The organism is Ensifer sp. KUDG1 (assembly GCF_050434285.1).
GTDB lineage: Bacteria > Pseudomonadota > Alphaproteobacteria > Rhizobiales > Rhizobiaceae > Ensifer.
In genome coordinates, this window is record NZ_JBNDIG010000007.1 from 62,901 (window position 1) to 88,158 (window position 25,258).

Annotated in this window: 24 protein-coding genes; 13 read left to right on the plus strand and 11 right to left on the minus strand. The window is 64.6% G+C overall.

All coding sequences use genetic code 11. The features are described from left to right. The first annotated feature begins 3 nt into the window (after nucleotides 1–3). From M2267_RS18210 to M2267_RS18230, 5 genes are read left to right on the plus strand one after another with little or no spacing between them, the layout of a single operon-like run. Entirely contained in the window at nucleotides 4–924 is a 921-nt protein-coding gene (locus M2267_RS18210; protein WP_429116004.1) for a DUF58 domain-containing protein, read from the plus strand. Beyond that, nucleotides 921–3,749 (plus strand): DUF4159 domain-containing protein, encoded by a 2,829-nt coding sequence (locus M2267_RS18215; protein WP_429116006.1) that lies wholly within the window; start codon nucleotides 921–923, stop codon nucleotides 3,747–3,749. The genes M2267_RS18210 and M2267_RS18215 overlap by 4 nt, the downstream gene beginning before the upstream one ends. Before the next feature lie 10 nt (nucleotides 3,750–3,759). Next, nucleotides 3,760–5,829: a hypothetical protein gene (locus M2267_RS18220; protein ID WP_429116008.1), complete on the plus strand. Its 2,070-nt coding sequence runs from the start codon at nucleotides 3,760–3,762 to the stop codon at nucleotides 5,827–5,829. Further along, a complete protein-coding gene (locus M2267_RS18225; protein WP_043621028.1) occupies nucleotides 5,826–6,305 on the plus strand; it encodes a GNAT family N-acetyltransferase in 480 nt (159 codons plus the stop codon). Before M2267_RS18220 ends, M2267_RS18225 begins: the two co-directional genes overlap by 4 nt. A 6-nt stretch (nucleotides 6,306–6,311) precedes the next feature. Continuing rightward, the gene (locus M2267_RS18230; protein ID WP_429116010.1) at nucleotides 6,312–6,734 is read left to right on the plus strand and encodes a GNAT family N-acetyltransferase; all 423 of its coding nucleotides are present in this window, start codon (nucleotides 6,312–6,314) and stop codon (nucleotides 6,732–6,734) included. Nucleotides 6,735–6,742: 8 nt separating this feature from the next. Here M2267_RS18230 and M2267_RS18235 read toward each other — a convergent pair whose 3' ends face one another. Beyond that, nucleotides 6,743–7,288 (minus strand): GNAT family N-acetyltransferase, encoded by a 546-nt coding sequence (locus tag M2267_RS18235; RefSeq protein ID WP_043621035.1) that lies wholly within the window; start codon nucleotides 7,286–7,288, stop codon nucleotides 6,743–6,745. 260 nt (nucleotides 7,289–7,548) lie between these two features. Here M2267_RS18235 and M2267_RS18240 point away from each other — a divergent pair, with 260 nt between their 5' ends. Next, the gene (locus M2267_RS18240) at nucleotides 7,549–8,526 is read left to right on the plus strand and encodes a glutathione S-transferase family protein (RefSeq protein ID WP_429116012.1); all 978 of its coding nucleotides are present in this window, start codon (nucleotides 7,549–7,551) and stop codon (nucleotides 8,524–8,526) included. 27 nt (nucleotides 8,527–8,553) lie between these two features. Here M2267_RS18240 and M2267_RS18245 read toward each other — a convergent pair whose 3' ends face one another. Then, the gene (locus M2267_RS18245; protein ID WP_429116014.1) at nucleotides 8,554–9,021 is read right to left on the minus strand and encodes an NUDIX domain-containing protein; all 468 of its coding nucleotides are present in this window, start codon (nucleotides 9,019–9,021) and stop codon (nucleotides 8,554–8,556) included. A gap of 110 nt (nucleotides 9,022–9,131) precedes the next feature. Here M2267_RS18245 and M2267_RS18250 point away from each other — a divergent pair, with 110 nt between their 5' ends. Beyond that, nucleotides 9,132–10,034: a metallophosphoesterase family protein gene (locus M2267_RS18250; RefSeq protein WP_043621043.1), complete on the plus strand. Its 903-nt coding sequence runs from the start codon at nucleotides 9,132–9,134 to the stop codon at nucleotides 10,032–10,034. Between the two features lie 183 nt (nucleotides 10,035–10,217). Further along, complete coding sequence (locus M2267_RS18255) at nucleotides 10,218–10,766, plus strand: tetratricopeptide repeat protein (RefSeq protein WP_205238142.1); 549 nt, start codon at nucleotides 10,218–10,220, stop codon at nucleotides 10,764–10,766. A gap of 72 nt (nucleotides 10,767–10,838) precedes the next feature. Here the strand turns inward: M2267_RS18255 and M2267_RS18260 are convergent, their stop codons facing one another. Next, entirely contained in the window at nucleotides 10,839–11,873 is a 1,035-nt protein-coding gene (locus tag M2267_RS18260) for a DUF3313 domain-containing protein (RefSeq protein WP_082006118.1), read from the minus strand. A gap of 285 nt (nucleotides 11,874–12,158) precedes the next feature. On the opposite strand from M2267_RS18260, the gene M2267_RS18265 reads away from it, so the two are divergent. Continuing rightward, complete coding sequence (locus M2267_RS18265) at nucleotides 12,159–12,677, plus strand: RNA polymerase sigma factor (protein WP_034788854.1); 519 nt, start codon at nucleotides 12,159–12,161, stop codon at nucleotides 12,675–12,677. A 3-nt stretch (nucleotides 12,678–12,680) separates the two neighbouring features. Next, on the plus strand, nucleotides 12,681–13,508 hold the full coding sequence (locus M2267_RS18270; RefSeq protein ID WP_043621050.1) for an anti-sigma factor family protein: 828 nt from the start codon (nucleotides 12,681–12,683) through the stop codon (nucleotides 13,506–13,508). A gap of 101 nt (nucleotides 13,509–13,609) precedes the next feature. Here M2267_RS18270 and leuA read toward each other — a convergent pair whose 3' ends face one another. Next, complete coding sequence (gene leuA / locus M2267_RS18275) at nucleotides 13,610–15,319, minus strand: 2-isopropylmalate synthase (protein WP_043621053.1); 1,710 nt, start codon at nucleotides 15,317–15,319, stop codon at nucleotides 13,610–13,612. A gap of 409 nt (nucleotides 15,320–15,728) precedes the next feature. Then, complete coding sequence (locus tag M2267_RS18280; protein WP_034788862.1) at nucleotides 15,729–16,313, minus strand: ATP-dependent Clp protease proteolytic subunit; 585 nt, start codon at nucleotides 16,311–16,313, stop codon at nucleotides 15,729–15,731. A 239-nt stretch (nucleotides 16,314–16,552) separates the two neighbouring features. On the opposite strand from M2267_RS18280, the gene M2267_RS18285 reads away from it, so the two are divergent. After that, a complete protein-coding gene (locus tag M2267_RS18285; protein WP_043621056.1) occupies nucleotides 16,553–17,131 on the plus strand; it encodes a HupE/UreJ family protein in 579 nt (192 codons plus the stop codon). 12 nt (nucleotides 17,132–17,143) lie between these two features. After that, a complete protein-coding gene (locus M2267_RS18290; RefSeq protein ID WP_052201944.1) occupies nucleotides 17,144–17,665 on the plus strand; it encodes a chloramphenicol phosphotransferase CPT family protein in 522 nt (173 codons plus the stop codon). A gap of 15 nt (nucleotides 17,666–17,680) precedes the next feature. On the opposite strand, the gene queF is transcribed toward M2267_RS18290, so the two are convergent. The 3 genes from queF to M2267_RS18305 form a co-directional block, all read right to left on the minus strand. Continuing rightward, the gene (gene queF, locus M2267_RS18295) at nucleotides 17,681–18,145 is read right to left on the minus strand and encodes a preQ(1) synthase (protein WP_034788869.1); all 465 of its coding nucleotides are present in this window, start codon (nucleotides 18,143–18,145) and stop codon (nucleotides 17,681–17,683) included. A gap of 146 nt (nucleotides 18,146–18,291) precedes the next feature. Next, nucleotides 18,292–19,218 carry a cation diffusion facilitator family transporter gene (locus M2267_RS18300; RefSeq protein ID WP_429116018.1) on the minus strand — a complete coding sequence of 309 codons (927 nt, stop codon included), beginning with the start codon at nucleotides 19,216–19,218 and terminating at the stop codon, nucleotides 18,292–18,294. A gap of 117 nt (nucleotides 19,219–19,335) precedes the next feature. Continuing rightward, nucleotides 19,336–20,910 (minus strand): MFS transporter, encoded by a 1,575-nt coding sequence (locus M2267_RS18305; protein ID WP_429116020.1) that lies wholly within the window; start codon nucleotides 20,908–20,910, stop codon nucleotides 19,336–19,338. Nucleotides 20,911–21,087: 177 nt separating this feature from the next. Here M2267_RS18305 and M2267_RS18310 point away from each other — a divergent pair, with 177 nt between their 5' ends. Beyond that, the gene (locus M2267_RS18310; protein WP_429116022.1) at nucleotides 21,088–22,014 is read left to right on the plus strand and encodes a LysR substrate-binding domain-containing protein; all 927 of its coding nucleotides are present in this window, start codon (nucleotides 21,088–21,090) and stop codon (nucleotides 22,012–22,014) included. A 1-nt stretch (nucleotide 22,015) separates the two neighbouring features. On the opposite strand, the gene M2267_RS18315 is transcribed toward M2267_RS18310, so the two are convergent. From M2267_RS18315 to trpLE, 3 genes are all read right to left on the minus strand, one after another. Continuing rightward, nucleotides 22,016–22,816, minus strand: a complete 801-nt coding sequence (locus M2267_RS18315; protein WP_429116024.1) for a phosphotransferase — start codon at nucleotides 22,814–22,816, stop codon at nucleotides 22,016–22,018. 67 nt (nucleotides 22,817–22,883) lie between these two features. Then, nucleotides 22,884–25,073 (minus strand): anthranilate synthase, encoded by a 2,190-nt coding sequence (locus M2267_RS18320; protein ID WP_429116026.1) that lies wholly within the window; start codon nucleotides 25,071–25,073, stop codon nucleotides 22,884–22,886. 111 nt (nucleotides 25,074–25,184) lie between these two features. Beyond that, entirely contained in the window at nucleotides 25,185–25,229 is a 45-nt protein-coding gene (gene trpLE, locus M2267_RS18325) for a trpE operon leader peptide TrpLE (RefSeq protein ID WP_178385070.1), read from the minus strand. Nucleotides 25,230–25,258 lie beyond the last annotated feature (29 nt).

A 25,258-nucleotide genomic window follows, 5' to 3' on the forward strand; every position in this document is an offset into this window, starting at 1 on the left:
CGCATGGCCACCGTCGGGCACATAGTCTCGCGTACTCCCGCCAGTGAAGTGCTTTCACGCGCGCAGCAGCGCGCCATGCTCGTACCCGATTGCCTTGTCGAGGCGCGACGGATCGCCAACACCGTGATCTCCGGCTGGCACGGTCGGCGCAAGCGCGGCATCGGCGAGAATTTCTGGCAGTTCCGGCCCTATTCCGATGGCGAGAGCATGTCGCGCATCGACTGGCGGCGTTCTGCCCGCGACGACCATACCTATGTGCGCGACCGCGAATGGGAAGCCGCCCACACCATCTGGCTGTGGGCCGATCTCTCGCCGTCGATGATGTACAAGTCGAATCTCGGCACCGTGTCCAAAGAAAGCCGTGCGCTGGTGCTGATGCTGGCACTCGCCGAAATCCTTGCGCGCTCGGGCGAGCGCATCGGCTGCCCAGGCATCATGGAGCCTGTTTCCGCGCGCAACGCCGCCGAACGGCTGGCGACTGCCATCATGCTCAGCCCGCTGGCCGAGGGCCTGCCCGAAACCGGAATGATCCGCAGCGCCAGCGACCTCGTGCTGATCGGCGATTTTCTCGATCCTGCCGAAAAGATCATGGACCGCCTCGGCCCGCTGGCCAGGCGCGGCCTGCGCGGCCACGTGGTCGAGATCGCCGACCCGGCCGAAGAAGTGTTCCCCTATTCCGGCCGGACCGAATTCACCGACCCGGAGACCGGCGAGAAGCTGACCGCCGGCCGCGCCGAAGTGCTGCGTGAGGACTATCAACGCGCCTATATCGGCCGACGCGACACGCTCGGCGTGACGCTTCGCCATCTCGGCTGGACCTTCACCCCGCACAAGACAGACCGACCCGCCTCCGAGGCACTCGTCGCCGTGCACACCTATCTCTCCGGCATGCCGGGACGCGCGACCCACGGAGGCCAGCTATGAGCGGCCTCGCCTTCCTCTTCACCAATCCGGCCATCCTTGCCGCCCTGGTTGCGCTGCCGGTCATCTGGTGGCTGCTGCGCATGACGCCGCCAAGGCCGTCGGCCGAAGTCTTCCCGCCGCTGCGCATCCTCGCCTCGGTGATGAAGCGCGAGGAGACCCCGGCGCAAAGCCCGTGGTGGCTGACGCTGTTGCGCATGCTGATGGCCGCAGCCCTGATCCTTGCGATTGCCGATCCGGTGATCAACCCGCGGCAGAACACGCTTTCGGCAGCCGGTCCGCTCGCGCTCGTCGTCGACAACAGCTGGGCGGCAGTCTCCGACTGGAACCAGCGGGTCGAAGCCGCCAGTGCTCTGATCGACGATGCCGAAGCCAAGGAGCTTCCGGTTTCGATCGTCTTTACCACCGACCGCCAGCATGACGCGACGCCGGCCTCCGCCGCCACGGCGCGCGACCGTCTGGCGGCCGCCCAGCCGCAGCCATTGCCGGCCGACCGCGGCCGGGCGCTTGCCGCCATGAAGACCGCATTTGCCGGTACTCCGCCCGGAACCCTCGCCTTCCTCAGCGACGGCATCGAAGCGTCGAATGGCGGAACGATGGAGCAGATCGCGGAACTCGGCGCTGCGAATGTCCGCCGGGTCGAAGGCAATGCGGAAAGCGCCATCGCGCTGACCGCCGCAACAAACGAAAACGACGGAATGCGGGTTACCGCCTCGCGCCTGCCGCTCGGCGAACCACGCGCCTATTACGTGCTCGCCCGTGACATCAGGGGCACCGCGATCGCCGAGGGCGAGCTTCGCTTCGCGACCGGCGCCACCACGGCGGATACCTTGTTGAAAGCGCCCTTCGAGCTGCGCAACGACTTTACGCGCCTGACGATCGAAGGCCAGGCGACGGCCGGCGCCATTCACCTCCTGGATGACGGCAACCGCCGCCGCCGGGTCGCTCTTCTCAGCGGCGAGGTCCATCAGTCGCAGCCGCTGCTTTCGCCGCTCTATTACATCAAGCGCGCGCTCGAGCCACATGCCGACCTGATCGAGCCCCGCGAGGAGGCGGTCGGCAAGGCCATCGCCGAACTCCTGGCGCAAAATCCGTCGATCCTCGTCATGGCCGACGTCGGCCGCCTGCCGGATGAAAGCTACCCGCTGGTCACGCGCTGGCTGGAAAATGGCGGCATGCTGGTGCGCTTCGCCGGCCCAAGGCTCGCCGGCGCTCCCGCCGACGACCCGCTCGTTCCGGTCGTGCTTCGCCAAGGCGAGCGCACGCTCGATGGCGCGCTTTCCTGGTCGGAGCCGCAGCCGCTTGCCGACTACCCGCCTACAAGCCCCTTTGCCGGACTGGAGCGCCCGCGTGACGTGCTGGTGAAGCGTCAGGTGCTGGCGCAACCGACACCCGATCTGACGGAGCGGACCTGGGCCAACCTCGCCGACGGCACACCGCTGGTTACGACCGCAGAGCGCGGCCGCGGCCGCATCGTGCTCTTCCATGTGAGCGCCGATCCGAACTGGTCGAACCTGCCGATCTCAGGCTCGTTCGTCGACATGCTGCGCCGGTCGATCCAGCTGTCGCGCGCTGGCGGCGTTGCCGGCGACCAGCCAAGCAAGGCCCAGACATTGCCGCCCTACCGCCTGGTAAGCGCCCGCGGCGAACTGACCGGCGATACCGGCAGCGCCCGCCCGCTCGAAATCGCACCCGGCGTCGCGCCCACCGTTTCCGCCGACACACCCCCCGGGCTCTACGGCTCGGAGGAAGGCTTCGTCGCCAACAATCTGCTGCCTGACGGCGGCAAGCTCACCCCGATTACCGGCAATCTCGTCGGGGCACGGGCCGAAGGACTGGAGGGCGCCCGGCCTTTCTCGATCCGGCCCTATCTCTTCGGCCTGGCGCTGGCGCTTTTCGTCCTCGACACTTTGATCGTGCTCTACATGGCCGGCGGCCTCGCCGGGCTGCGCCGGCGCGCAGGCCGCGGCGCCGCGGCCGCGGCACTGGTCGCAACTCTCGGCCTTGCAACGCTCGGCCTTGCGGTCGCGCTCGCCCCGGCGATCGCCCATGCGCAGGACAGCCAGCCGAGCGACGAGCAGACGCTGCAGCGGCTGGACACGACCCATCTCGCCTATGTCATCACCGGCGAGCAGGAGGTCGACCGCCTCTCCGAACAGGGCCTCATCGGCCTCAGCAACTATCTGACCTACCGCACGGCGCTTGAACCGGGCGCACCCGTCGGCGTCGATCTCGAACAGGACGAGTTGGCCTTCTATCCGATCATCTACTGGCCGGTTTCGGCCACCGCCCCGATGCCGAGCAGCCGGGTGATGAGCCGGATCGACGCCTATATGCGCAACGGCGGCACCGTGCTCTTCGACACGCGCGACCAGTTTTCCTCGCTGACACCGTCGGATGCCGGCGACAGCCCCAACGTGCAGCGCCTGCAGGCGATGCTGAGCGGGCTCGACATTCCGCCGCTGGAGCCAGTGCCCTCCGATCACGTGCTGACGAAGGCCTTCTACCTGCTTTCGAACTTCCCCGGGCGCTATGCGGAAAGCCAGCTCTGGGTCGAGGCCGCCCCCAATGGTGACGAAGACCGCAGCAATCGCCCCGTGCGCGGCGGCGACGGCGTCACGCCGATCATGATCACCGGCAACGATTTTGCCGGTGCCTGGGCCGTGGATGTCAACGGCGCGCCGCTCCTGCCGACGGTGCCGCCGGACGAAATGCAGCGTGAATATGCCTACCGCGCCGGCGTCAACATCATGATGTATATGCTGACGGGCAACTACAAGGCCGATCAGGTTCACGTGCCGGACCTTCTGCAAAGGCTTGGACAGTGAGGGCCGATCGATGACCTATGGCTTTGCCCCGCTGATCCCGTGGATCTACTTCGTCCCGCTGCTAGCAGTCGCGGCGCTGTTCATCGCCTATGGCCTCTGGCAGAAGGTGCGCGGCGCCTGGCTGCGCCTGGCGGCACTCGCGGCACTGGGGCTTGCGATCGCCAATCCCTCCATTTTCGTGGAGCTGCGCGATCCGCTCTCGACCATCGTCGCCGTCGTCGTCGACCGCAGCCAGAGCCAGCAGAACGGCGACCGCACCGCGCAGACCGATCGCGCCGTCGAGGGCCTGAAAGAGCGGCTGGCGGCCATACCGCTGATCGAGCCGCGGATCATCGAGGCAAACACCGATCCGGCAGATGTCTCGCCGTCGACCAACCTCTTTGGCGCGCTCGCCTCCTCGCTGTCTGACGTTCCGCCGGCGCGCATCGGCGGCGCGATTTTCGTCACCGACGGCCAGATCCATGACGTTCCCGACGTCGGTCGCACGCTCGGCTTCGACGCGCCCGTGCACGGGCTGATCACCGGCAAGCCCGATGAATTCGACCGGCGTGTGGAACTGATCAACCCGCCGCGCTTCGGCATCGTCGGCGAGGAGCAGAAGCTCTCGTTCCGGGTGGTCGACGATGGCGCTGCCCCCGGCGGCAGCGCCGAAGTCACGATCCGCCTCAACGGCAACGAGATCGCCCGCGAGCGAGCCGAACCCGGCACCGACGTTCCCTTCGCCTTCAACGTTCCGCGCGGCGGGAACAACGTGCTCGAATTTGCCGTCGATGCTGTTCCGGGCGAAGTGACGACGGCCAACAACCGCGCGGTCCACGTGCTCGACGGCATCCGCGAGAACCTGCGCGTGCTCTTGGTCTCCGGCGAGCCGCATGCCGGCGAGCGCGCCTGGCGCAACCTCTTGAAATCCGACGCGGCCGTCGATCTCGTGCATTTCACCATTCTGCGGCCGCAGGAAAAGCAGGACGGCACGCCGATCAACGAGTTGTCGCTGATCGCCTTCCCGACGCGCGAACTCTTCGTCGACAAGATCAACGAGTTCGACCTGATCATTCTCGACCGCTACCAGCACCGCGGCCTGCTGCCGATCCTCTACTACGACAACATCGCGCAATATGTGGAGAACGGTGGCGCGCTGCTGATTGCGGCCGGCCCCGAACATGCCGGCGACGATTCGATTGCGGCAACACCGCTTGAGGCCGTGCTGCCGGCAGCACCCACGGGCGTGATGAACGAAAAGGCCTTCTTCCCCCGCCTGTCCGAGGAAGGAAAGAAGCATCCGGTGACCCGCGGTCTCGAAGGCTCCGACAGCGAGCCGCCGCACTGGGGCCGCTGGTTCCGCACGGTCGACGTCAACCGGCCGCAGGGCCATACGGTCATGGAAGCGGCCGACGGCAAACCGCTGCTGGTGCTCAACCGCGTCGGCAAGGGCCGCGTCGCGATGCTGCTCTCCGACCAGGGCTGGCTCTGGGCGCGCGGCTTCGAAGGCGGCGGCCCGCACGTGTCGCTCTATCGCCGCACCGCCCATTGGCTGATGCAGGAGCCCTCGCTCGAAGAAGAGGCGCTGACGGCACGCGCACGCGGCCGCACGCTGGAAATCACCCGCCAGACGATCGATGGCGATCCGGGTCCGGTGACACTGACCTCGCCGTCCGGCGAGAAGCAGGACGTCAAGCTGACCGAACGCCAGCCGGGCCTCTACTCGGCCGAAGTCGCCACCACCGAAACAGGGCTGTTCGAAATGTCGAACGGCGAGCTCACGGCTCTTGCCCATGTCGGCGACCCCAACGCCCCGGAATTCAAGGCGGCGATCTCGACCGAGGACAAGCTGCGTCCCTGGGCGGACAAGACCAAGGGCCTCGTGCGGCGCCTTGCCAGTGCCGATGGACCGCTCGACCTGCCCATGGTTCTGCCGGTCAGGGGCTCGGTGCGCGCAGCAGACGACCAGCGGCTCTCGATCCGCATGACAGACGAAACCGTGCTGAAGGGCGTCAATTCCGTGCCGTTGTTTACCGGCTTCCTTGGTCTTGCGGCGCTGCTGCTGCTTATTTCCGCCACCTGGTATCGCGAGGGACGATGAGCGAGCGCACCATGATCGTCAGCGACCTCCGCGAAGCGCCCCATTTCTTCGATGCCGTGGCAGACCGCATCTGGCGCGCCTGGTGGGAGCCGCATGGCTTTCCGCTGGAGCACATCACAGGCCTGCTTCAGGAGAGCCTTGCCGCCGATACCGAGCAGCTGTGTCTGGTGGCTCATGCCGGCGACGATTTCGTCGGCACCGCCTCGGTCATCGCTTCCGATCTTGAGGAGCGGCCGGATCTCACCCCCTGGGTCGCTGCCGTCTGGGTCGATCCACAGTTCCGCGGCGCAGGCGTCGGCGGCGACATCGTGCTGAAGGCAGCGCAGGCGGCGCTCGATACGGGCGCCGAAGCCGTGCATCTCTGCGCCCTCTCGGGCAAGCGCGCCTTCTACGAGCGCCTCGGTTGGCAACTCGACGAAACGGATGTCGGCGAGGACCGTCTGGATGTCTTCAGCATGCGCCGTGTCGAAAGGTAAGGACCGATGTTCGTCGTCACCGACGCCGCACCGCCCGAGGCGATCGAAGCCATCGGCAACGGCCTGACCGCCTTCAACGCCGCCGACATCGGCCCGTCGGAGCGCCGCCCCCTCCCCGTGCTTGTCGGTGGTCCCGAAGCAAAGGGACGACGCGGTGGCTTGAACGGTTACACCGGCTGGGGTTGGCTGTTCGTGCAGTGGCTGTGGCTGCCGGAAGATCTTCGCGGCCAGGGGCTTGCCGGCAAGTTGCTGCAGGCGGCCGAGGACGAAGCGCGCAGTCGCGGCTGCCACAGCGCCTGGATCGACACCTTCAACCCGCAGGCCCTGCGCGCCTACGAACGTCAGGGCTATGAGGCCTTCGGTGAACTGCCGGATTTCCCTGTTGGCCGAACCCGGGTGTTTCTGAAGAAGTCGCTCGTGACGCGATAAGATCCGCGTCAGCCGGCCAGCGGCAACGCGATCGGCTGCACCTGAACCAGCTTGTCATCCCGCCAGGCAATGACGCCGGAAAGTCCGGCATGCACGCCCTCGGCCATCGGCACGACAAGCACCCGCGCCGGATCGACCGGCCCCGGGAACTCGAGTGCCGCGTAGCGCACCTTCTCGAAACCGAGCGGCTGATAATAGGGCGGATCGCCGACGAGGATCACCGCGTGCGAGCCCTTCCGCCGTGCCGCCTCGACCGCGATGCGCACCAGTTCCCGGCCGATGCCCTGGTTCTTGTGCGACGGCCGGACGGCGAGCGGCCCGAGCAGATGGCCCTTGATCGAGCCTGCCATGACGGGCGTCATCCGGACCGATGCGATCGTCTCGCCGTTGTCGGCGCAGATGAAGGAAAGCGACCGGTCATGCGCCCCCTGCTCGCGAATGCGCGCAGCAGCGCGTGCGAACCGGCCCGGGCCGAAAGCTTCTTCATTGATGATTTCGATGGCTGCGTCGTGGGACGCGTCTTCGGTCAGATAGACGAGATCGTGCTTTTTCATGAGATCGAGAAACCAGGCATGCGAACAGACATAGGGATGGCTTCGCCCGATGAGGGCGTTGGCAGCATCAGCGTCGTCGCAGGTTTCCCGAGAACATCATCTGTGTGGATTCTTCCAGACACGAAAAAAGTTGTGAAATCGCCGATAGCAGAATTTTGCCCTCTGTCAAAGCCTAAAACGCACTGTTCCGATTTCGCTACCTATCGAATGGCGCTGGAAACGTTATCTATTGAGGCAACGATCACGAAGGAGTTTGTCCGATGGGCAGGTTGGTGGATGGCGTCTGGCAGGACGTCTGGTACGACACGGTGGCAACGAACGGTCACTTCAAGCGCAGCGCTTCGCAGTTCCGCAACTGGGTGACGGCGGACGGATCGGCCGGCCCGAGCGGCGACGCCGGCTTCAAGGCCGAGGCCGATCGCTACCATCTCTATGTTTCGCTCGCCTGTCCCTGGGCGCACCGCACGCTGATCTTCCGCAAGCTGAAGAAGCTCGAGGACCTGATCTCGGTTTCGGTGGTCGATCCGCTGATGCTCGCTCAAGGCTGGGAGTTCAAGGACGGCGGCATCGGCACCGGCGACCATCTCTTCGGTTCGAAGGCGCTGTGGCAGGTCTATACCCGCGCTGACGCTAACTATTCCGGCCGCGTGACCGTTCCCATCCTCTGGGACAAGAAGCAGAACACGATCGTCTCGAATGAATCCTCCGAGATCATCCGGATGTTCAATTCCGCCTTCGACGGCCTGACCGGCTCCACGCTCGATTTCTACCCGGAAGAGCTGCGCGGCGAGATCGATGCGATGAACACCGACGTCTACAACGACGTCAACAACGGCGTCTACAAGGCCGGCTTTGCCACCACGCAAGCCGCCTACGAGGAAAGTGTGAGCGCACTCTTTGCCCGCCTGGACAAGCTTGAAGAGCGCCTCGGCTCGCACCGTTACCTCACCGGCAGCCGCCTCACCGAGGCCGACTGGCGGCTGTTCACGACGCTGGTGCGCTTCGACCCCGTCTATGTCGGCCACTTCAAGTGCAACGTCCGCCGCATCGCCGACTATCCGAACCTGCAAGGGTATCTGCGGGAACTCTATCAGGTGCCGGGCGTGGCCGAGACGGTCGACATGCGCCACATCAAGGAGCACTACTACCGCAGCCACACGACCATCAACCCGACCGGCGTCGTGCCGGTGGGCCCGGTGCTCGACCTCACCGCCCCGCACGGCCGTGAGGCGCCGTAGGCCCGCACTGAAACGGACAATCGATCGCTACCAGTAGCGGTCGATTGCGATGCCGCCGGCAAGTTCCGCAAGCCGGCGGCGTGTTGCTGGCGTGGTGTCGTCCGGCAGCGCGTCCAGGGCGAAGAAGCCGCTTTCGGCAATTTCGAGATCGGGCGTTTTCGGCGCGGTCTGGCTGACGCCATCGCAGCGGTAGAAGACGACATGGTCGCGGCGGCTGGTACGCCTGTTGTAATAGACCTGGACGAGCACCGGCGGCGCCGAAACCTCAAGGTTCCCCTCCTCGCGCAACTCCCGCAACAATCCGTCGATCGAGGCTTCGTCGCGGTCAAGCCCCCCGCCCGGCAGGTGCCAGCCCGGCAGGTAGGAGTGGCGGACGAGGAAAACGCGGCCCTCGCCATCGAAACAGGCCGCCCGCACACCCATCGTCATGCCGCGCGCCACAGCGTAGTAGCCATGTGCAAGCCACATCAGGAGCCGGAGATACCAGCGCCGCATCTCCGGTGGCCGATCCTGTTCCAGGCGTTTTTTCCTTCCTCGTCCCGGCCACGCGCGATTCATCGGGCGACCTGATTCCCCTCGGCCGGAATATGCGCTAGACGGGGGCGATGTTCAAACTTGCCCATATCTCCGATGTTCATCTCGGGCCGCTGCCCGAGCTATCCCTCAGGGAACTCGCCTCCAAGCGCATCACCGGTTTCGTCAACTGGCACCGCAACCGCAGCCGCCATCTCTTTACCGGTACGCTCGACACCCTGCTGGCCGACATCGAGAAGAAGGATCCGGACCATTTGGCGATGACCGGCGATCTCGTCAATCTCGCCTCCTCGCTCGAGATCAAGGCGGTCACCGAGTGGCTGGAGGATGCGGGCAAGCCGGAAAACATCTCCGTCGTTCCGGGCAACCACGACGCCTATGTGCCGGGCGCCTACGAGAAGACCACCCGCGCCTGGTACCCCTACATGCGCGGCGACGATGCACCGGCGCATTGGCATGACCGGCACCATTGCTTTCCTTACATGCGCGTGCGCGGTCCGGTGGCGCTGATCGGCTGCTCGACCGCGGTTGCCACCCCGCCCTTTGCCGCCAGCGGTTATTTCGGCCAGCGCCAGGCGCGCGCCACCGTCAACCTGCTGAGGCAAGCCGGCGAGGCCGGGCTCTTCCGCATCGTCATGATCCACCATCCGCCGATCCGTGGCGCGACCTCGATGCACAAGCGCATGATCGGCATTCGCCGCTTTGCCGCGACGATCTCGTCGGGCGGGGCGGAGCTTGTGATCCATGGCCACACCCACCTCAACACCGTCTATTGGCTGAAGGGCCAGCATGCCCCCGTCCCGGTCGTCGGCATCGCGTCCGCCTCGCAAGGACCGGGCGGGCACAAGCCACCGGCTGCCTACAACCTGTTCACGGTCGCCGGTGAAGCGGGAAACTGGCACCTGACGCGCGAGCGCTACGCGCTGAACGACGATGCCACCACGGTGTCGCTCGCCGAAACCACGCGCTTCTAGCCAAACGCCGGCTCCCTCCGCAGAAAATTCATCGCCCGGCGAATAAACTCCGGCCCTGCTGCGTCATACCCCGGTCCGCCGCCGCATGGCAGCGCGCCCGCCTCTGCGCGAATGCAGGACACGCAGTCGTTTGAAACAGCGCGAGGCTTTCGCGGTCATGCGCCAGCAATGGGAGATGGCATGATGAACCACAAGAACCTCGTTTTCGCCCTGTTCGCCGCCGGGGCAACCAGCTTCATGGCGCATGCGGTGATGGCCGCCGGCGAGGATACGAGCGAACCGCCGAAGAAAACCAAGACCACCAGCGAATGCACCGACGGCAAGGTCTGGGACGCCAAGAAGAAAGCCTGCGTCGATGCCAAGAAGAGCGAGCTTGGCGACGACATCCTGTTCCAGGCGGCCCGTGAACTCGCCTATGCCGGCCAGTATGAGAATTCGATCAAGGTGCTCGGCGCCGTCAAGGACCAGCAGAGCGCCCGGGTGCTCAACTATCTCGGCTATGCCAACCGCAAGGCCGGGCGCATGGAACTCGGCATGCAGTACTACAAGCGCGCGCTCCAGGCCGACGAGAACTACATCCTCGCCCGCTCCTACATGGGCCAGGCGCTGATCGAACAGGGCCGCGTCGAGGAAGCGCGGGTGCAACTGGTCGAGATCCGCGACCGCGGCGGCGAAAACACCTGGGCATACCGCGCCCTGCTTCAGTCGCTCGGCGGCGTCCGTCAGTACTGACCGGGCGACAAACTGGACGGGCGGCGCCAGGCGCCGCCTCGATCCGACGTGCCACGGACATGAGCCGGGACGTCAGGTTTTCTTCGACCCGCTTGCCGTCGCCCCGCCCTTCTTGGGCTCGGTTCCCTTGGCTGTACTTCCCTGCGCCGCACTTCCCGGCGTCGTGCCTGCCGGGGCACCGCTTCCCGTCGTGCCGTCGGCAATCGACTTTGCCTCGTTCTTCTTTTCCGACCATTCCGGCGGCAGGCCGAGCGCGCCGCCGGCGATACCGCCAAGGCCGGATCCCTTGCCGAACACGGCGCAATCCGGATCGGTCGGTTTACCGGTGACCGCATAGGCGACGCTGTTCTTGACGTTCTTCATCGACGGCAGCTCGAAATCGGACTTCATCGGGTCGCCCGATTTTTCGAGCAGCGCGCTGAAGTCGCTCGAGAAATCGCCTGCAAGCTCGAAGGCGTCTGCCGCCGTCGAGGCGCGGGAGCCGTTGGTGAGGATGTTGGCGCCACGCGCCCATGCAAGGCCGGCGATCTGCTTGCCCTGCGGGTCGAAGGCCTCCGCCTCGACCGCGAGGCTTCCAAGGCCGATCGGAATGCGCGGAACCGGGATCGGAGAAACGGCCGAGGTGACGGTCGACACGCCGGCGACGACGGCATTGGTCGATTTGACCTTGCTGATCACGGAGCGTACCGCCATGTCGGCGGGCTTGGAGATTGGCACGACGTCGAATTGCGCGCTCAGGGCTTCGCAGAGCGAGCGGTCGATCGCGGTTGCCACCAGCTTCTTTTGCGGATCCCCGAGCTTGTCGAGATCCGCAGTGGCGGCAAAGGTCGTCGGGATCACATGCACGGTCTTGACGTTCTTGGTGGCGGCGGAATCCACCCGATACTTCGTCTTGGTCACCATCCCGTCGCTGGCAACGAAATCCTTGTAGGAGGATAGCGACCCCGTTTCCATGACCTGGGCGCTCTGGCAGGCGGCAAGCCCCGCAAACAGCGGCACCAGCGCAGCCGTGCGAATGACGACCGCACCTCCCCGAATGCGGCGTCGGCCACAATGTCTCCCGACAAACCTGACAATACTCATGCCATTGCGATGCTTTGCGTTCATTGGCGTGTCCCCGACATCGACCTGCAGTTGTGCATGAGGTCCGGTCAGATTCGGGCCGAACTTTGACGCGATCTCCGGCCACCGTTGCAGTTAACGGTAACGAAGCGCGTGATTAACGGCTGCGGGTGAGCGAAAGCTTTTTGGGAAAAGGCGCGATGAAGCAGCAGAATTTGCTTTCCGTTCCGGGACTTCCCTTGCAGACTAAGGAGCAAATGTTTCATATCATCCGCTCGTGCCCAGCACGGCGAATAAATGCATGATCCGGCACGTTTCATTGGAAGAGAAATGCGTCCAGCGGCAGAAACGAAGGACTTCAGACGCGACTTGGTCAGCCTGCTGCCCAAATTGCGCCGTTTCGCGATGACGCTGACGCGCAATGCCAATGACGCCGACGACCTCGTCCAGGAAGCCTGCGAGCGCGCGATCACCCGCAGCCACCTCTGGAACGGAGAGGGCCGGCTGGAAAGCTGGGTCTACGCGATGACGCGCAACCTCTGGGTCGACGAAATCCGCAAGCGCAAGGTCCGCACCGGCAGCGGCACCGTCGATGCGCTCGGACATGACGAGCTCAGCATCGAGCCGTCGGCCGAAAAAGCCGTCTACGCCAATCAGTTGCAGAAGATGATCCTGTCGATGCCCGAGGGGCTGGCGAGCGTGTTCCTGCTGGTCAATGTCGAAGGCCACAGCTATCGCGAGACCGCCGATATCCTGGGCATTCCGATCGGCACCGTCATGAGTAGACTGTCGACCGCGCGCCTCAGGCTCGCGGCGATGATCTCAGAGAATACCGAAAGGAGGGCCTGACCGTTGCAACAGACAAGGGGTCAAGCGCTCGAAGTGCGCCTTTCCGCCTATATCGACGGCGAGATCGGCGAAGCTGAACGAACCGAACTCGACGCGATTCTTGCCCGCGACGAGGACGCCAAGGCATTGTTCGAGAGGCTGAAGGCCGGCAGCAGCTTTGGCGATACCGCCTTCGAGGATTTCCTGCACGATCCCGTGCCGCTCGCTCTCGTCCGGCAAATCAAGCAGGGTCCCGGGAGCAATCCGAAGACCGAGCGGATTGCCGCAACGACGACCACTGTCCGGCACGCGCGGGTCTGGCCACGCATGGTTGCCGCATCTGTAGCCCTGTTGCTGCTCGGCGCCGGCGCCGGCTTCATCGTCGGAACGGCAAACACCGGCAGCGAGCCGACCAAGCTCGCCGCAGCCCGTGGCTGGCTCGACGACATCGCCGACTATCACCGCATCTATTCGCGGCAGAAGGAGCATCTGGTCGAGGTCCCGGCGACGGAAGCGCCGAAGATCGAGACCTGGCTTGCCTCTAGCGTCGGCGTTCCCTTCAAGATCCCGCAGCTTTCCGGCAAGGGCCTGACCTTCGAGGGTGCCCGGCTGCTCGTCGCCAACGGCAAGCCCGTGGCACAGCTCGTCTACCGCAGCGCCGAAGGCGAGATCTTCGCGATCTGTTTCCTCAAGAGCACCACCGGCCCGCAGGCGGACCAGTTCGACGAAAGCATCCGTGACGATCTCGGCATGGTCTCCTGGCAGCGAGGCGGCGCCTCGTTCGTGCTCGTCGGCCCGTCTTCCCATGTCGGCATGCAGGACATCGCCGAAGCCGCCGCCGCGACGATCTGAGATCGGCGGCAGTCCCCTTCCCCTATAACGACCCTGTCCGTGAAACGAAAAGGCCGCGCCGGGTTTCCCCGACGCGGCCGAATTTCGTCACGGTGAGCGTATCAGCCGCGCTGCATCTCGAGCACACGGTTGGCCGCCGAAACAATGGCTTCAAGGGAAGCGGCCACGATGTTGGTGTTGATGCCGGCGCCGAACAGCTTGCCGCCGGGATGCTCCATCTCGACATAGGCGATCGCGGCTGCGTTCGAGCCGTGCTGCAGCGAGTGCTCGGAATAGTCGGCGACCGAGAGGTCGATGCCGAGATAGATCGACAGCGCGTTGATGAAGCCGTCGATCGGGCCGGTGCCCTTGCCTTCGATGCGCTTGACCTCGCCATTGTCGGTGATCTCAGCAGCCACCACGCGCACGCCCTTGTGCTCGCCCACCGGATAGGTGTGGTGGTCGACGAACTTGATGCGCGCGCCCGGCTGCTCGACATAACGCTCGATGAAGCGCTCGTAGATCTTCTTCGAGGGAAGCTCCTTGCCCTCTTCGTCGGTGATGCGCTGGATATCCTCGCGGAACTCCACCTGGAGGTTGCGCGGCAGGTTGATGCCGTAGTCTTCCTGGAGGATGTAGGCGATGCCGCCCTTGCCCGACTGCGAATTGATGCGGATGATCGCCTCATAGGAGCGGCCGACATCGCGCGGGTCGATCGGCAGATACGGCACTTCCCAGAGCGGCTTGTTGGCGGTCTTGATCGCCTTCATGCCCTTGTTGATCGCGTCCTGGTGCGAGCCGGAGAAGGCCGTGTAGACCAGTTCGCCGACGTAGGGATGACGCTCGGGGATCACCATCTGGTTGGAGTATTCGTAGACTTCCTTGATCCGCTCGATGTCCGAGCAGTCGAGCTGCGGATCGACACCCTGCGTGAACATGTTCAGCGCCAGCGTCACGACGTCGACGTTGCCGGTGCGCTCGCCATTGCCGAACAGCGTGCCTTCGACGCGGTCAGCACCTGCCATCAGGCCCAACTCGGTGGCGGCAATGCCGGTGCCGCGGTCGTTGTGCGGGTGCAGCGAAATGATCAGGCTCTCGCGGTTGTCGAGGTTGCGGCACATCCATTCGATCTGGTCGGCATAGATGTTGGGCGTCGCCATCTCGACGGTCGAGGGCAGGTTCAGGATCAGCTTGTTGTCCGGCGTCGGCTTGACGATCTCGGTGACCGCGTTGCAGATCTCCAGCGCCACTTCGAGTTCGGTACCGGTAAAGCTCTCCGGCGAATATTCGAAACGGTAGCCGCCGCCGGCCTTGGCCGCCATGTCGGTGATCATCTTGGCGGCGTCGGTCGCGATCTGCTTGATGCCACGCACATCCTTGGCAAACACCACGCGGCGCTGCAACTCACTGGTGGAATTGTAGAAATGCACGATCGGCTGGTGCGCGCCTTCCAGGGCCTCGAAGGTGCGGGTGATCAGCTCCGGCCGGCACTGAACCAGCACCTGCAGCGACACGTCCTTGGCGACATTGCCTTCCTCGATGCACCAGCGGGCAAAATCGAAGTCGGTCTGCGAAGCCGAGGGGAAGCCGATCTCGATTTCCTTGAAGCCCATGTCGAGCAGCAGCTGGAACATGCGGGCCTTGCGGTCGTGGCCCATCGGATCGACCAGCGACTGGTTGCCGTCGCGCAGGTCGACCGAGCACCAGATCGGCGCCTTGGTGATCGTCTTCGACGGCCAGGTGCGGTCGGTGAGCGCAATCTGCGGATAGGCCTGGTACTTCACCGCCGCTTCCGGCATGCCAATCTTAACGGGATGGGATTTCTGGATCATTGCAGCTTCTCTTCATCACTGGACGTCCTGGCCGCCTTGCCATAGCCGATCGGGGATCGGATTGCGATGGCTAATGCCGCGCCGAACGCGCCTTTATTCTAAAACACTTGATGGGGTCGAGGAGCATCCGCCGGCGTGGCTTTTCGGCCGCCGGGCGCTCCTCAGCGAACCCGGCAACCGCGAGTAAGGCCGAGAAGAAGAAGCGAGGCGAAGGCGCGCGACGGCGCACGATTGGTGTCGTGTCCGGCGGGGATCGAGGCGATCCGATATGCGTCAGCCTTGGTCATGACCAAAGCCTATACACGGCTTGCCGGAGCGGAGCAAGCCGCGCGATGACGAGGATCACCGCAAAAGAAAAGGGCACCGGCGAACTGCCGATGCCCTCCAAAACCTTGGCTTGCGTGCGAACTCAGATGTCCGCAGCAGACGAGATGATCCGCGAAACGAGACCGTAGGACTTCGCTTCCTCGGCAGAAAGCCAGTAGTCGCGGTCCGTGTCCTTGGCGATCTTCTCCACCGGCTGGCCGGTTGCGTCAGCGAAGATCTTGTTCAGGCGATCGTTCATCTTGATGATTTCGCGTGCCTGGATCTCGATGTCCGAAGCCATGCCGCGGGTGCCGCCCGACGGTTGGTGAAGCAGGAAGCGGGTGTTCGGCAGGCAAATGCGGCGCTCCTTCGGCGCGCCGACAAAGATCAGTGCGCCGGCGGAGGCGACCCAGCCGGTACCGATGGTCCAGACCTTCGGCTTCACGAACTTGATCATGTCGTGGATGCTGTCACCCGACTCGACATGGCCGCCCGGGGAATTGACGAAGATGCGGATGTCTTCGTCGCTGGCGGCGGCAAGAGCCACGAGCTGCGAGCAGACCTTCTGCGCCAGTTCCTGATTGATAGAGCCGTAGATGAAAATCGAACGCGACTTGAAAAGGTTCGCCTCCGTTTCCTTGCCGAGCGGCAATTCGGTCTTCTTGTCGTCCTCGTCGTCGTTCATCATCCGTTTTTCTCCGGCGTCTCATGAAGTCTTCAGTCAAAGTCAGATAATGCGACTCGACCCCGAAGACAATGCAACAAACCGAAGCGGCGACAAAGCGGCAAGGTCGACTACGCTTATGGTAAAAACACCTACCGCCAAATGCCGTATAGACAGGCCCGCAACGCCCAATAAGATCGTCAGCGTCAAACACTCAAGAGTGGGGCCGACCTCCCAGGTCCCGCCGATCCATGGGGACACGCATGAACAGACGCATCCTGATCGCCGCTGCGGCGCTGATCGCCTCCGCCGCACCCGCCTTCGCCCATCTCAACCCGGCAGAGCACGGCTCGTTTGCCGCCGGCTTCTCGCATCCGCTGTTCGGGATCGACCATATCCTCGTCATGATCGCCGTCGGCCTCTGGGCGGCGCAGATCGGCGGCCGGGCGCTGTGGGTCGTGCCGACGGCCTTTGTCTCGATGATGGCGGTGGGCTTCGCGCTCGCGGTAGCCGGTGTCGGCCTGCCCTTCGTCGAGCCGGCGATCCTCGCCTCGGTGGTCGCACTCGGCCTGCTCGTTGCCATGGCGGTGCGGCTCGACACGGCTGCGTCCGCTGCGATCGTCGGCGTCTTCGCGCTCTTCCACGGCCATGCCCATGGCGCCGAGCTTGGCAGCGCCGGGGCGCTCGCCTTCTCAGTCGGTTTCATCCTCGCCACCGCAGCACTTCACGTAGCCGGCATCGGCCTCGGCGTCACCCTTCAGCGCCTCTCCGGCGGCGGGCTGCTGGCGCGGATCCTCGGCGGTGTGACGGCTCTGGTCGGCGCAGCCCTCATCTTCAGCTGAGATCAAACACGCGTGCAGCACGGACGAATTATCTTTTTGAACGGCACATCGAGTGCCGGAAAGTCAACGCTGGCAAAGGCGCTCCGGGAAACCCTCCCGGAGCCCTTCTGCTATTACGCGTCTGATCAGCTTGCAGACGCCGGATTTCGCGTCCTCAAACGCGGCATGCATCATGGCATGCGCGGCGAGCGCAATCGGTTCTTCGACGGGTTTCATCGGTCGATCGCGGCCTTTGCCGAGGCCGGAAACGATCTGATCGTCGAGCACATCGTCGAGGAGAAGAGCTGGGCCGAGGATCTGAGGACGCGAACTGCGCATCTCGATGTCTTCTGGGTCGGCGTGCATGCACCTATCGAAGACCTCGAACGACGCGAGCGCGAGCGCGGCGATCGCACCATCGGCGAAGCCCGCTTTCACCTGAAGACGCATGACTATTGCGCCTACGACCTCGAAGTGGACACGCGCGACCCAACCGGCGAGGTCGTCGCGCGCATCGTCGACGCATGGCTCAAGCGCCAGTCATTCACGGCGTAGCGCCGAACTTGGTCCTTAGCCGCGACCGCGATAGGTCGGCACGCCCTGGTCGGGCAGCCACAGGCCCTCGGGCGGCTTGCCGGTCTGCCAGAAGACGTCGATCGGGATGCCGCCGCGCGGATACCAATAGGCACCGATGCGAAGCCAGCGTGGCTGAAGCAACGACACCAGCCGTTGGGCGATCTCGATGGTGCAGTCCTCGTGGAAGGCGCCGTGGTTGCGGAAGGAATGCAGGAACAGCTTCAGCGACTTCGATTCCACCAACCATTCGTCGGGCACATAGTCGATGACGATATGGGCGAAATCCGGCTGGCCGGTCATCGGGCAGAGCGAGGTGAATTCCGGCGCGGTGAAGCGGACCAGATAATCCTTGCCCTTGTTGCCGCTCGGCACCCGCTCCAGAACAGCGTCTTCCGGGCTCTGCGGCAGGTCGACCTTTGCGCCCAGTTGCGAAAGGCCGGATACGTCAGTCTTGCTCATTTGCCTGTTGCTCCATGAGAACATCCGCGCGTGGATGCGGTCGACGCTGGCCTCTGCCCTCGCCGGCCCGCTCCGTTTGCGGCCGTTAAATCAGAACTGCCTCAAGAAGGAAACCTCGTCACGGTTGAAGCGCCGTCGACCTTGAATCAATGGCGCCCGACCGTCGTCTTCACGCGCACACCATGCGCCTTCTCGCCTTCGGGCTCCACATGGATCGCGATCTTGGCGCCGGGATGCACCAACCGGATGGCATCCTCGATCCGGTCGCAGATATCATGCGCCTCGCCGACCGGCATCAACTCCGGCACGACCATGTGGAAGTCCACGAAAATCGCCGGTCCGGCCTGGCGGGTCTTGAGATCGTGCACACCCAGCGAGCCGGCGGCGTTGGCGGCGATCGCCTGCTTGATCGCCTCCTCCTCCTCGGCCGGCACAGCCCGGTCCATCAGACCGTCGATCGAGCGCGAGATCACCATCCAGCCCTGATAGAGGATGTTGCAGGCGACGATGACGGCAAGCAAGGGATCGAGGATCGCATAACCGGTGGCAATCGCGAGAACGAGACCGATGAGAACGCCGATCGAGGTGACGACATCCGACAGGATGTGATGGCCGTCGGCGCTCAGCGCCGGCGAGCGGTGCTTGCGACCGGCGGTGATCAGCACATAGGCCCAGATGGCGTTGATAACGCCGGCCACGAAGTTGATCGCAAGGCCCAGGGCCGGGGCTTCCATCAACACCGGCGCCATCATTGCCGGCACCGCCTCCCAGACAATGAGCAGTGCCGCAACGACGATCAGAACGCCTTCGATGACGGCCGAGAAATACTCCGCCTTGTGGTGACCGAAGGGGTGGCCGGCATCGGCCGGCTTGGAGGCGTAGCCGATCATCAGATAGGCGATGACCGCCGCGATCACGTTGACGGTCGACTCCAGCCCGTCGGAGAGAAGCGCGATCGAGCCTGTCAGCCACCAGGCAAGCAGCTTCAGGCCGAGCACAGCGAGCGAGAGCGGTATGCCCCAGAAAGCAAGGCGGAGCACGGTGCGGTTTTCGGTTCCAGATGTCATTGTCATTCCTCGTGCAGATGCAAACGAGTTGCAAACGCAAGCCCATTCAAACGCAAAACCGCCCGCGCGAATTTTCGCGCAGGCGGTCGATGGACAAGCATATGCTGGATTAAGCGGCGCTTGTCAAAGATTGGATCGGCCGGTTCCGGTTTCTCCGCAGGCAATCGCGTCGAAAGGCAGCGCGCCGGCTTCGATCTCCGCGTCGCCGAGAGCCCTGTCGCCCCGGCCGATGAAGAAGAATACGACGGCCGCGGTTGCGACGGTGATGCCGGTCAAAACCAGAAGCAGGACGCTGAACGCATCGCCATAGGCCTGCATCAGCGCGGCATGCGATGTCTCCGGTGCAAGCCGCGTCGCCGCCGCAAGGTTGCCGGTGACGATGCGCTGCGCCATCGGCGCGGCATTGGCGCCGGCCTCCGGCGCGAGGTTCCAGGCCGTGAGCGCGGAAAGGATGGCGGTCACGATCGCAAGCGCAATGCCCTCCCCGGCCACGCGCGTGGTGCTGAAGATCCCTGTCGCCATGCCGGCGCGCTCCTTCGGCACGACGCTGACGGCAAGTCCGTCCATCAGGCCCCAGGGCAGGCTGATGCCAAGGCCGATCAGCAGCAGCGGTGCAAGCAGCGCGGCCGGCCCGGCCCCCGCCGGAAACAGGCTGAGCCAGAAGAGCCCGGCCGCCGAGAGCAGCAAGCCCACGCCGCAAATGACCGCCGGCGTGAACCAGCGTGTCAAAAGCCCGGCTACGATCGGCAGGATCAAAAGCGGCGCGGACATGGCGATCATCATCCGTCCGCCTTCAACGGCGTTCATGCCTTCAATACCGATGAAGCGCACCGGAAGCAGGATGAGCAGCACCACGAAGCCATAGGCAGGGGCTGCCGCCAGCAACTGCACGCCGATGAAACGCGGATAGCGAAACAGCGTCAGGTCCAGCATCGGCCGCGCGACAGAACGCTCGATCCGCCAGAAGGCCAGAAAGAAGAGCGCCGATGCCGCAAGCATCGCGATCACCAGCGGATGGCTCCAGCCGCTTTCCGGACCCTGCAGGATGCCTGACGTGAGCGTTGTGAGCGCCGCGGTGAAGCTTGCCGCTCCCTTCCAGTCGAGCCCGGAGGCATCCGGATCGCGCGTCTCCCGCAGGAAGACCGCGCCGAGCGCCAGAGACAGGCCGGCGAGCGCCACGACAAGACCGAAGATCGCCGGCCAGCCGAAAGCCTCGACCATCAGGCCCGACGCGATCGGCCCGAAGGCCAGGCCGACCCCGAAGCTGGCGCCGACCAGGCTGAAGGCCCGGAGCCGCTCGCTCTCGTCGAACTCCTGCGCAAGCGAAGCCATACCGCCGGAAAAAGCGGCGGCTGCCCCGATGCCCTGAAGGGCACGCAGGATATCGAACCAAAGGATATCCCGAGCAAAGGCGAGCCCGACCGAAAACAGTAGGAAGGCCGCAAGACCGCTGAGGAAAACACGCTTGCGGCCGAAGCTGTCGGCAAGTGCGCCTGCCGCCATCAGCGAGCTGCCGAAGGTCAGCATGAAGGCGTTGGTGACCCAGTTGAGGGCAACCGGATCGGCGCCGAGGCTGCGACTGATCGACGGCAGCGCCACCGCCGGTCCGGTAAAGGTGAGCGGCATTGCCGCGGCGGCGCAACAGACCGCAAGGAGCACGAGACGGCGCCCGCGTGATTCTCGAATTTCGGTTCTCATTCCCCGTTCCATCCGTTCGAGCAAAGGGGATACCCGCGCAGGCCCGCCGGACCTCCGTCTTGATGTCGGCAGTTGCCGGGTATCGATTGACGAATGCAGGATAGTTTCGACATAATCTGATGAAAATCACACCATTATGCCATTTATACCGGAATAAAGCGCTCGAATGGAGAAGCAATGGATCGCCTGAGCGGCTTGACCGCCTTCGTCCGCACCGCCGATCTCGGCAGCTTCGTCGCCGCCGGGCGCGTGCTTGGCCTGTCCGCTTCAGCGGTCGGCAAGGCCGTCACCAATCTCGAACGAGAGCTCGGCGTCCGCCTGCTGCAGCGCTCGACCAGAAGCATAAGGTTGACCGAGGAAGGCCGGCTCTTTCATGAGCGCTGCCGCCGCATCCTCGACGATCTCGACGACGCCGAGGCATCGTTGGCCGAAGCAGTGGCCGTGCCGCGCGGACGGCTGCGCGTCAGCGTGCCGATCGTCAGCTACCATCTATTGCTGCCCGTGCTGCCGGACTTCGTGCGGCGCTACCCCGAGGTCGAACTCGATCTCGACTTCAACGACCGCATCGTCGATCTGATCGACGAGGAAGTGGATGTCGCCATCCGCAGCGGCGTGCTGCCGGATTCGCGGCTGATGACCCGGGCGCTCAGGCCTTTCCAGCTTCTGCTTTGCGCGTCGCCTGCCTATCTCGACCGACACGGCACGCCCGAATGCCCGCGCGATCTTGATGGCCACGACGCGATCCACTTCCGTTTTCCCAACAGCCGCAAGCTGCAGGAATGGCCGATCGCCATGCCGCCGGGCGGACCCGAACCGCAGATCAGGACCATCCTCAACTGCAACAACATGGAGGCGTTGAGCGGTGCCGTCCTCAGCGGTCTCGGCATCGGCTGCCTGCCCGATTTCCTCGCGCGCCAGCCGCTCAGCGACGGCCGGCTGCGCACCGTGCTCGACGCCCATCTCGACGCTCCCGGGCAGTTCCACCTGCTCTGGCCGTCAAACCGGCATCTCTCGCCGAAGGTCCGCGTCTTCGTCGATTTCCTAAGCGAACGCCTGTTTGCCGATCGCTGCGAACGCATGCCGGCCACACAGACGGCGCCGTAGGTCAGGAAAGGGCAGCGTCGAGCATCGCGCGGTTGCGCAAAATCCACGCGACGCTGCGGGCCTGCCAGGCGATGCCCCAAACGCGCGGCACGTGTTCGCTTTCCGGGCGGATATCGAGTTCGAAGGCCTCGTTGGCCGCGCTCTCGGCGGCAAAGACGATGATCCGATCCGCAAGGCGGTGGCGCTCGCCCGCATCAAGGCCGTAGCCGTCGGCAAAGAGACGCACCTGCCGCATCCTTGAGGGAGCATCGGCCAGGCCGTTCATCTCGGCAACGCCGTCGTCATAAAGCTGGGCATTGTTCCATGCGACCATCGCAAGCTCGGTCAGGCGATTGACGGGCCCGGCCGCTTCCCAGTCGATGAACGCGGCCGGAAGACCGTCGCGCGAAACGATGTTCCACGGGGCCGCATCGCAATGGCCGATGATATCGGCCGTGCCGACCGTGCGCCCGAACCAGGGGCGCCAGTTCGCCTGCGCCGGAACCTGAAAGGATGCGGCGGCGTCATGCATCTTCCGCGTCAGCCGCCCGAGCGCGAAGATCGCCGCGTCCGACCAGGGTGCGGGATTGAGGATGTCGCCCTCGACATAGGTCAGCATTTCGCGGCCATGGTCGTCGAAGCCGGAGCCGACGACGCGCGGCGCACCGTCAAAGCCGACGGCCGCGAAATGCCGCAGCAGCGCGTGCACGGAAGGCGCCCACGGCCCGGTTTCCCGAAGCACGATGGAGCCCCTGCGGCTGACGGCCGTGCGGCCGCCTCCGCTCAAGGGCGTATCGTCTGCCATGCCGTCCTTTCCCGTCATGGGACCTCCAGCAAACGGCCGCGCGACCGGAAGCAGCGCCGACGCACCGCTTCCGTGGTCTGGGATATCAGGCGGCCTTGACCTTGGCGCGCTTGGCGAGATGCGCCACGACGTTTTCGATCATCCGCATGCCGGCGTCGCCGCCGAGCGTCATGATCGATTCCGGGTGGAACTGCACCGCCGCCACCGGCTCCTTGGTGTGCTCGATGCCCATGATCGTGCCGTCTTCGCTTTCGGCAGTGATCATGAAATCGGCAGGCAGGCTGGAGGGATCGGCGAAGATCGAATGGTAGCGGCCGACCGTCACTTCCTTGCCGAGGCCGGAAAAGACGATGCCAGGTTCAAGCACGCGGATGCGCGACGGCTTGCCGTGCATCGGGATCGCCAGTTGGCGCAGATCGCCGCCATAGGCTTCGGCCAGCGCCTGCAGACCGAGGCAGACACCGAAGATCGGCAGGTCACGCGCCCGCGCCTTCTTGATCGTCGCCTTGCAATCGAAATCCCTAGGGTTGCCAGGCCCGGGCGAAAGCACGACCAGATCCGGCTTCACCCGATCGAAGATCTCTTCGGCCACCGGCGTGCGCACCGTCGTGACCGTCGCCCCCGTCTGGCGGAAGTAGTTGGCGAGCGTGTGGACGAAGCTGTCCTCGTGATCGACGAGCAGAATGTTGACGCCGGCGCCGACCGCGGCAACGTCGCGACCGGCCTTGCCGGCATTGGCGGATCTCGCATCGCGAATGGCAGCGATCATGGCGGAGGCCTTCAGTTCGGTTTCGGCTTCTTCTTCTTCCGGGTTTGAATCATAGAGCAGCGTCGCCCCTGCCCTGACCTCGGCGATACCGTCCTTGATGCGGATGGTGCGCAGCGTCAGGCCGGTGTTCATGTCGCCGTTGAAGCCGACCATGCCGATGGCGCCACCATACCATGCGCGCGGGCTCTTCTCATGGCTTTCGATGAAGCGCATGGCCCAGAGTTTTGGCGCACCGGTAACGGTGACGGCCCAGGCGTGGCTGAGGAAGCCGTCGAAGGCGTCCATGTCGTCGCGCAGGCGCCCCTCGATGTGATCAACCGTGTGGATCAGGCGCGAATACATCTCGATCTGCCGGCGGCCGATGACCTTGACGGAACCCGGCACGCAGACGCGGCTCTTGTCGTTGCGATCGACGTCCGAGCACATGGTGAGTTCGGATTCGTCCTTCTTCGAATTGAGCAGCTTCAGGATCTGCTCGCTGTCGGCAATCGGATCGTCGCCGCGCTTGATCGTGCCGGAGATCGGGCAGGTCTCGATGCGGCGGCCCGAAACGCGCACGAACATTTCCGGCGACGCGCCGACGAGATATTCCTGGTTCCCGAGATTGATGAAGAAGGAATAGGGCGACGGATTGATCGCCTTAAGCCGGTTGGAAATCTCCGACGGCTTGCTTTCGCAGCGCTCGTAGAATTTCTGGCCTGGCACCACCTCGAACAGGTCGCCGCGGCGGAAGCTCTCCTTCGCCTTGACGACGAGCTCGGCATATTCGCCGGGGTGATGATCGCCATGCGGCGGGATGGTGTCGACGGTCTTGAAGGGCTCGCTGGCGATCTCTTCCGCCCTGCCCTCGGTGGTCTTGCCGTCCTTGGCGAAATCGTAGCGGTCGATCCAGGCCTTCGCCGCATAATGGTCGACGACGAGGATCTCGTCCGGCAGGAACAGCACCATGTCGCGCTGGTCGTCGGGACGCTTGAGCTTCAGGTCGATCGCATCGAACTGGAAGGCAAGGTCGTAGCCGAAAGCGCCGTAGAGCCCGAGGCTCGCATCCTCGGCCGAATGGAAGAGGTTGGTGACGGCGCGCAGCACGCTGAAGACCGTCGGCATCTTGGAGCGCTCTTCTTCGGTGAAGACGCGATCCGGTGCGTTGATCGTCAGATCCAGGCGGCGGCTGGTCGAAGCACCGAGCGTGATGTCGGCGACGGTCTTCAGGTGCTCGGCGATGATCGCAAGCAGCACTTCGCCGCGGCCGTTATAGGCCTCGATCCAGAGCGAACGACCGAAGGAGGAAATGCCGAGTGGCGGATCGACGACGGCCGTGTCCCACCGGGTGTAGCGGCCGGGATATTCGTAGTTGGAGGAAAACACCGCGCCGCGGCGCTCGTCGAGCTTGTCCACATAGCTCGCGATCGCCTGGCCATAGGACGCCTCCCGCCGGCGGCGCGTCACCGTGATGCCGCCCTTGGTGGTATAGCTCTCCGAGCCGTCCTCGAGAATTACCGTTGCCATTCGCCTCGCTCCGTAAAAGCCCGGTCCTTGAGCGGCCTGGATACAAAAAAGCCGCCTCGAAATCTCCGGGCGGCTTCATCTCTCAATCACGCATGACTGGTCAAGGCCGCTTCAGCGAGCCCACCACCAGATCGAAATGTTGCGTGCGTTTTCCATGGGCGAAAGTGTTAGCTTGGGTTGCTGCC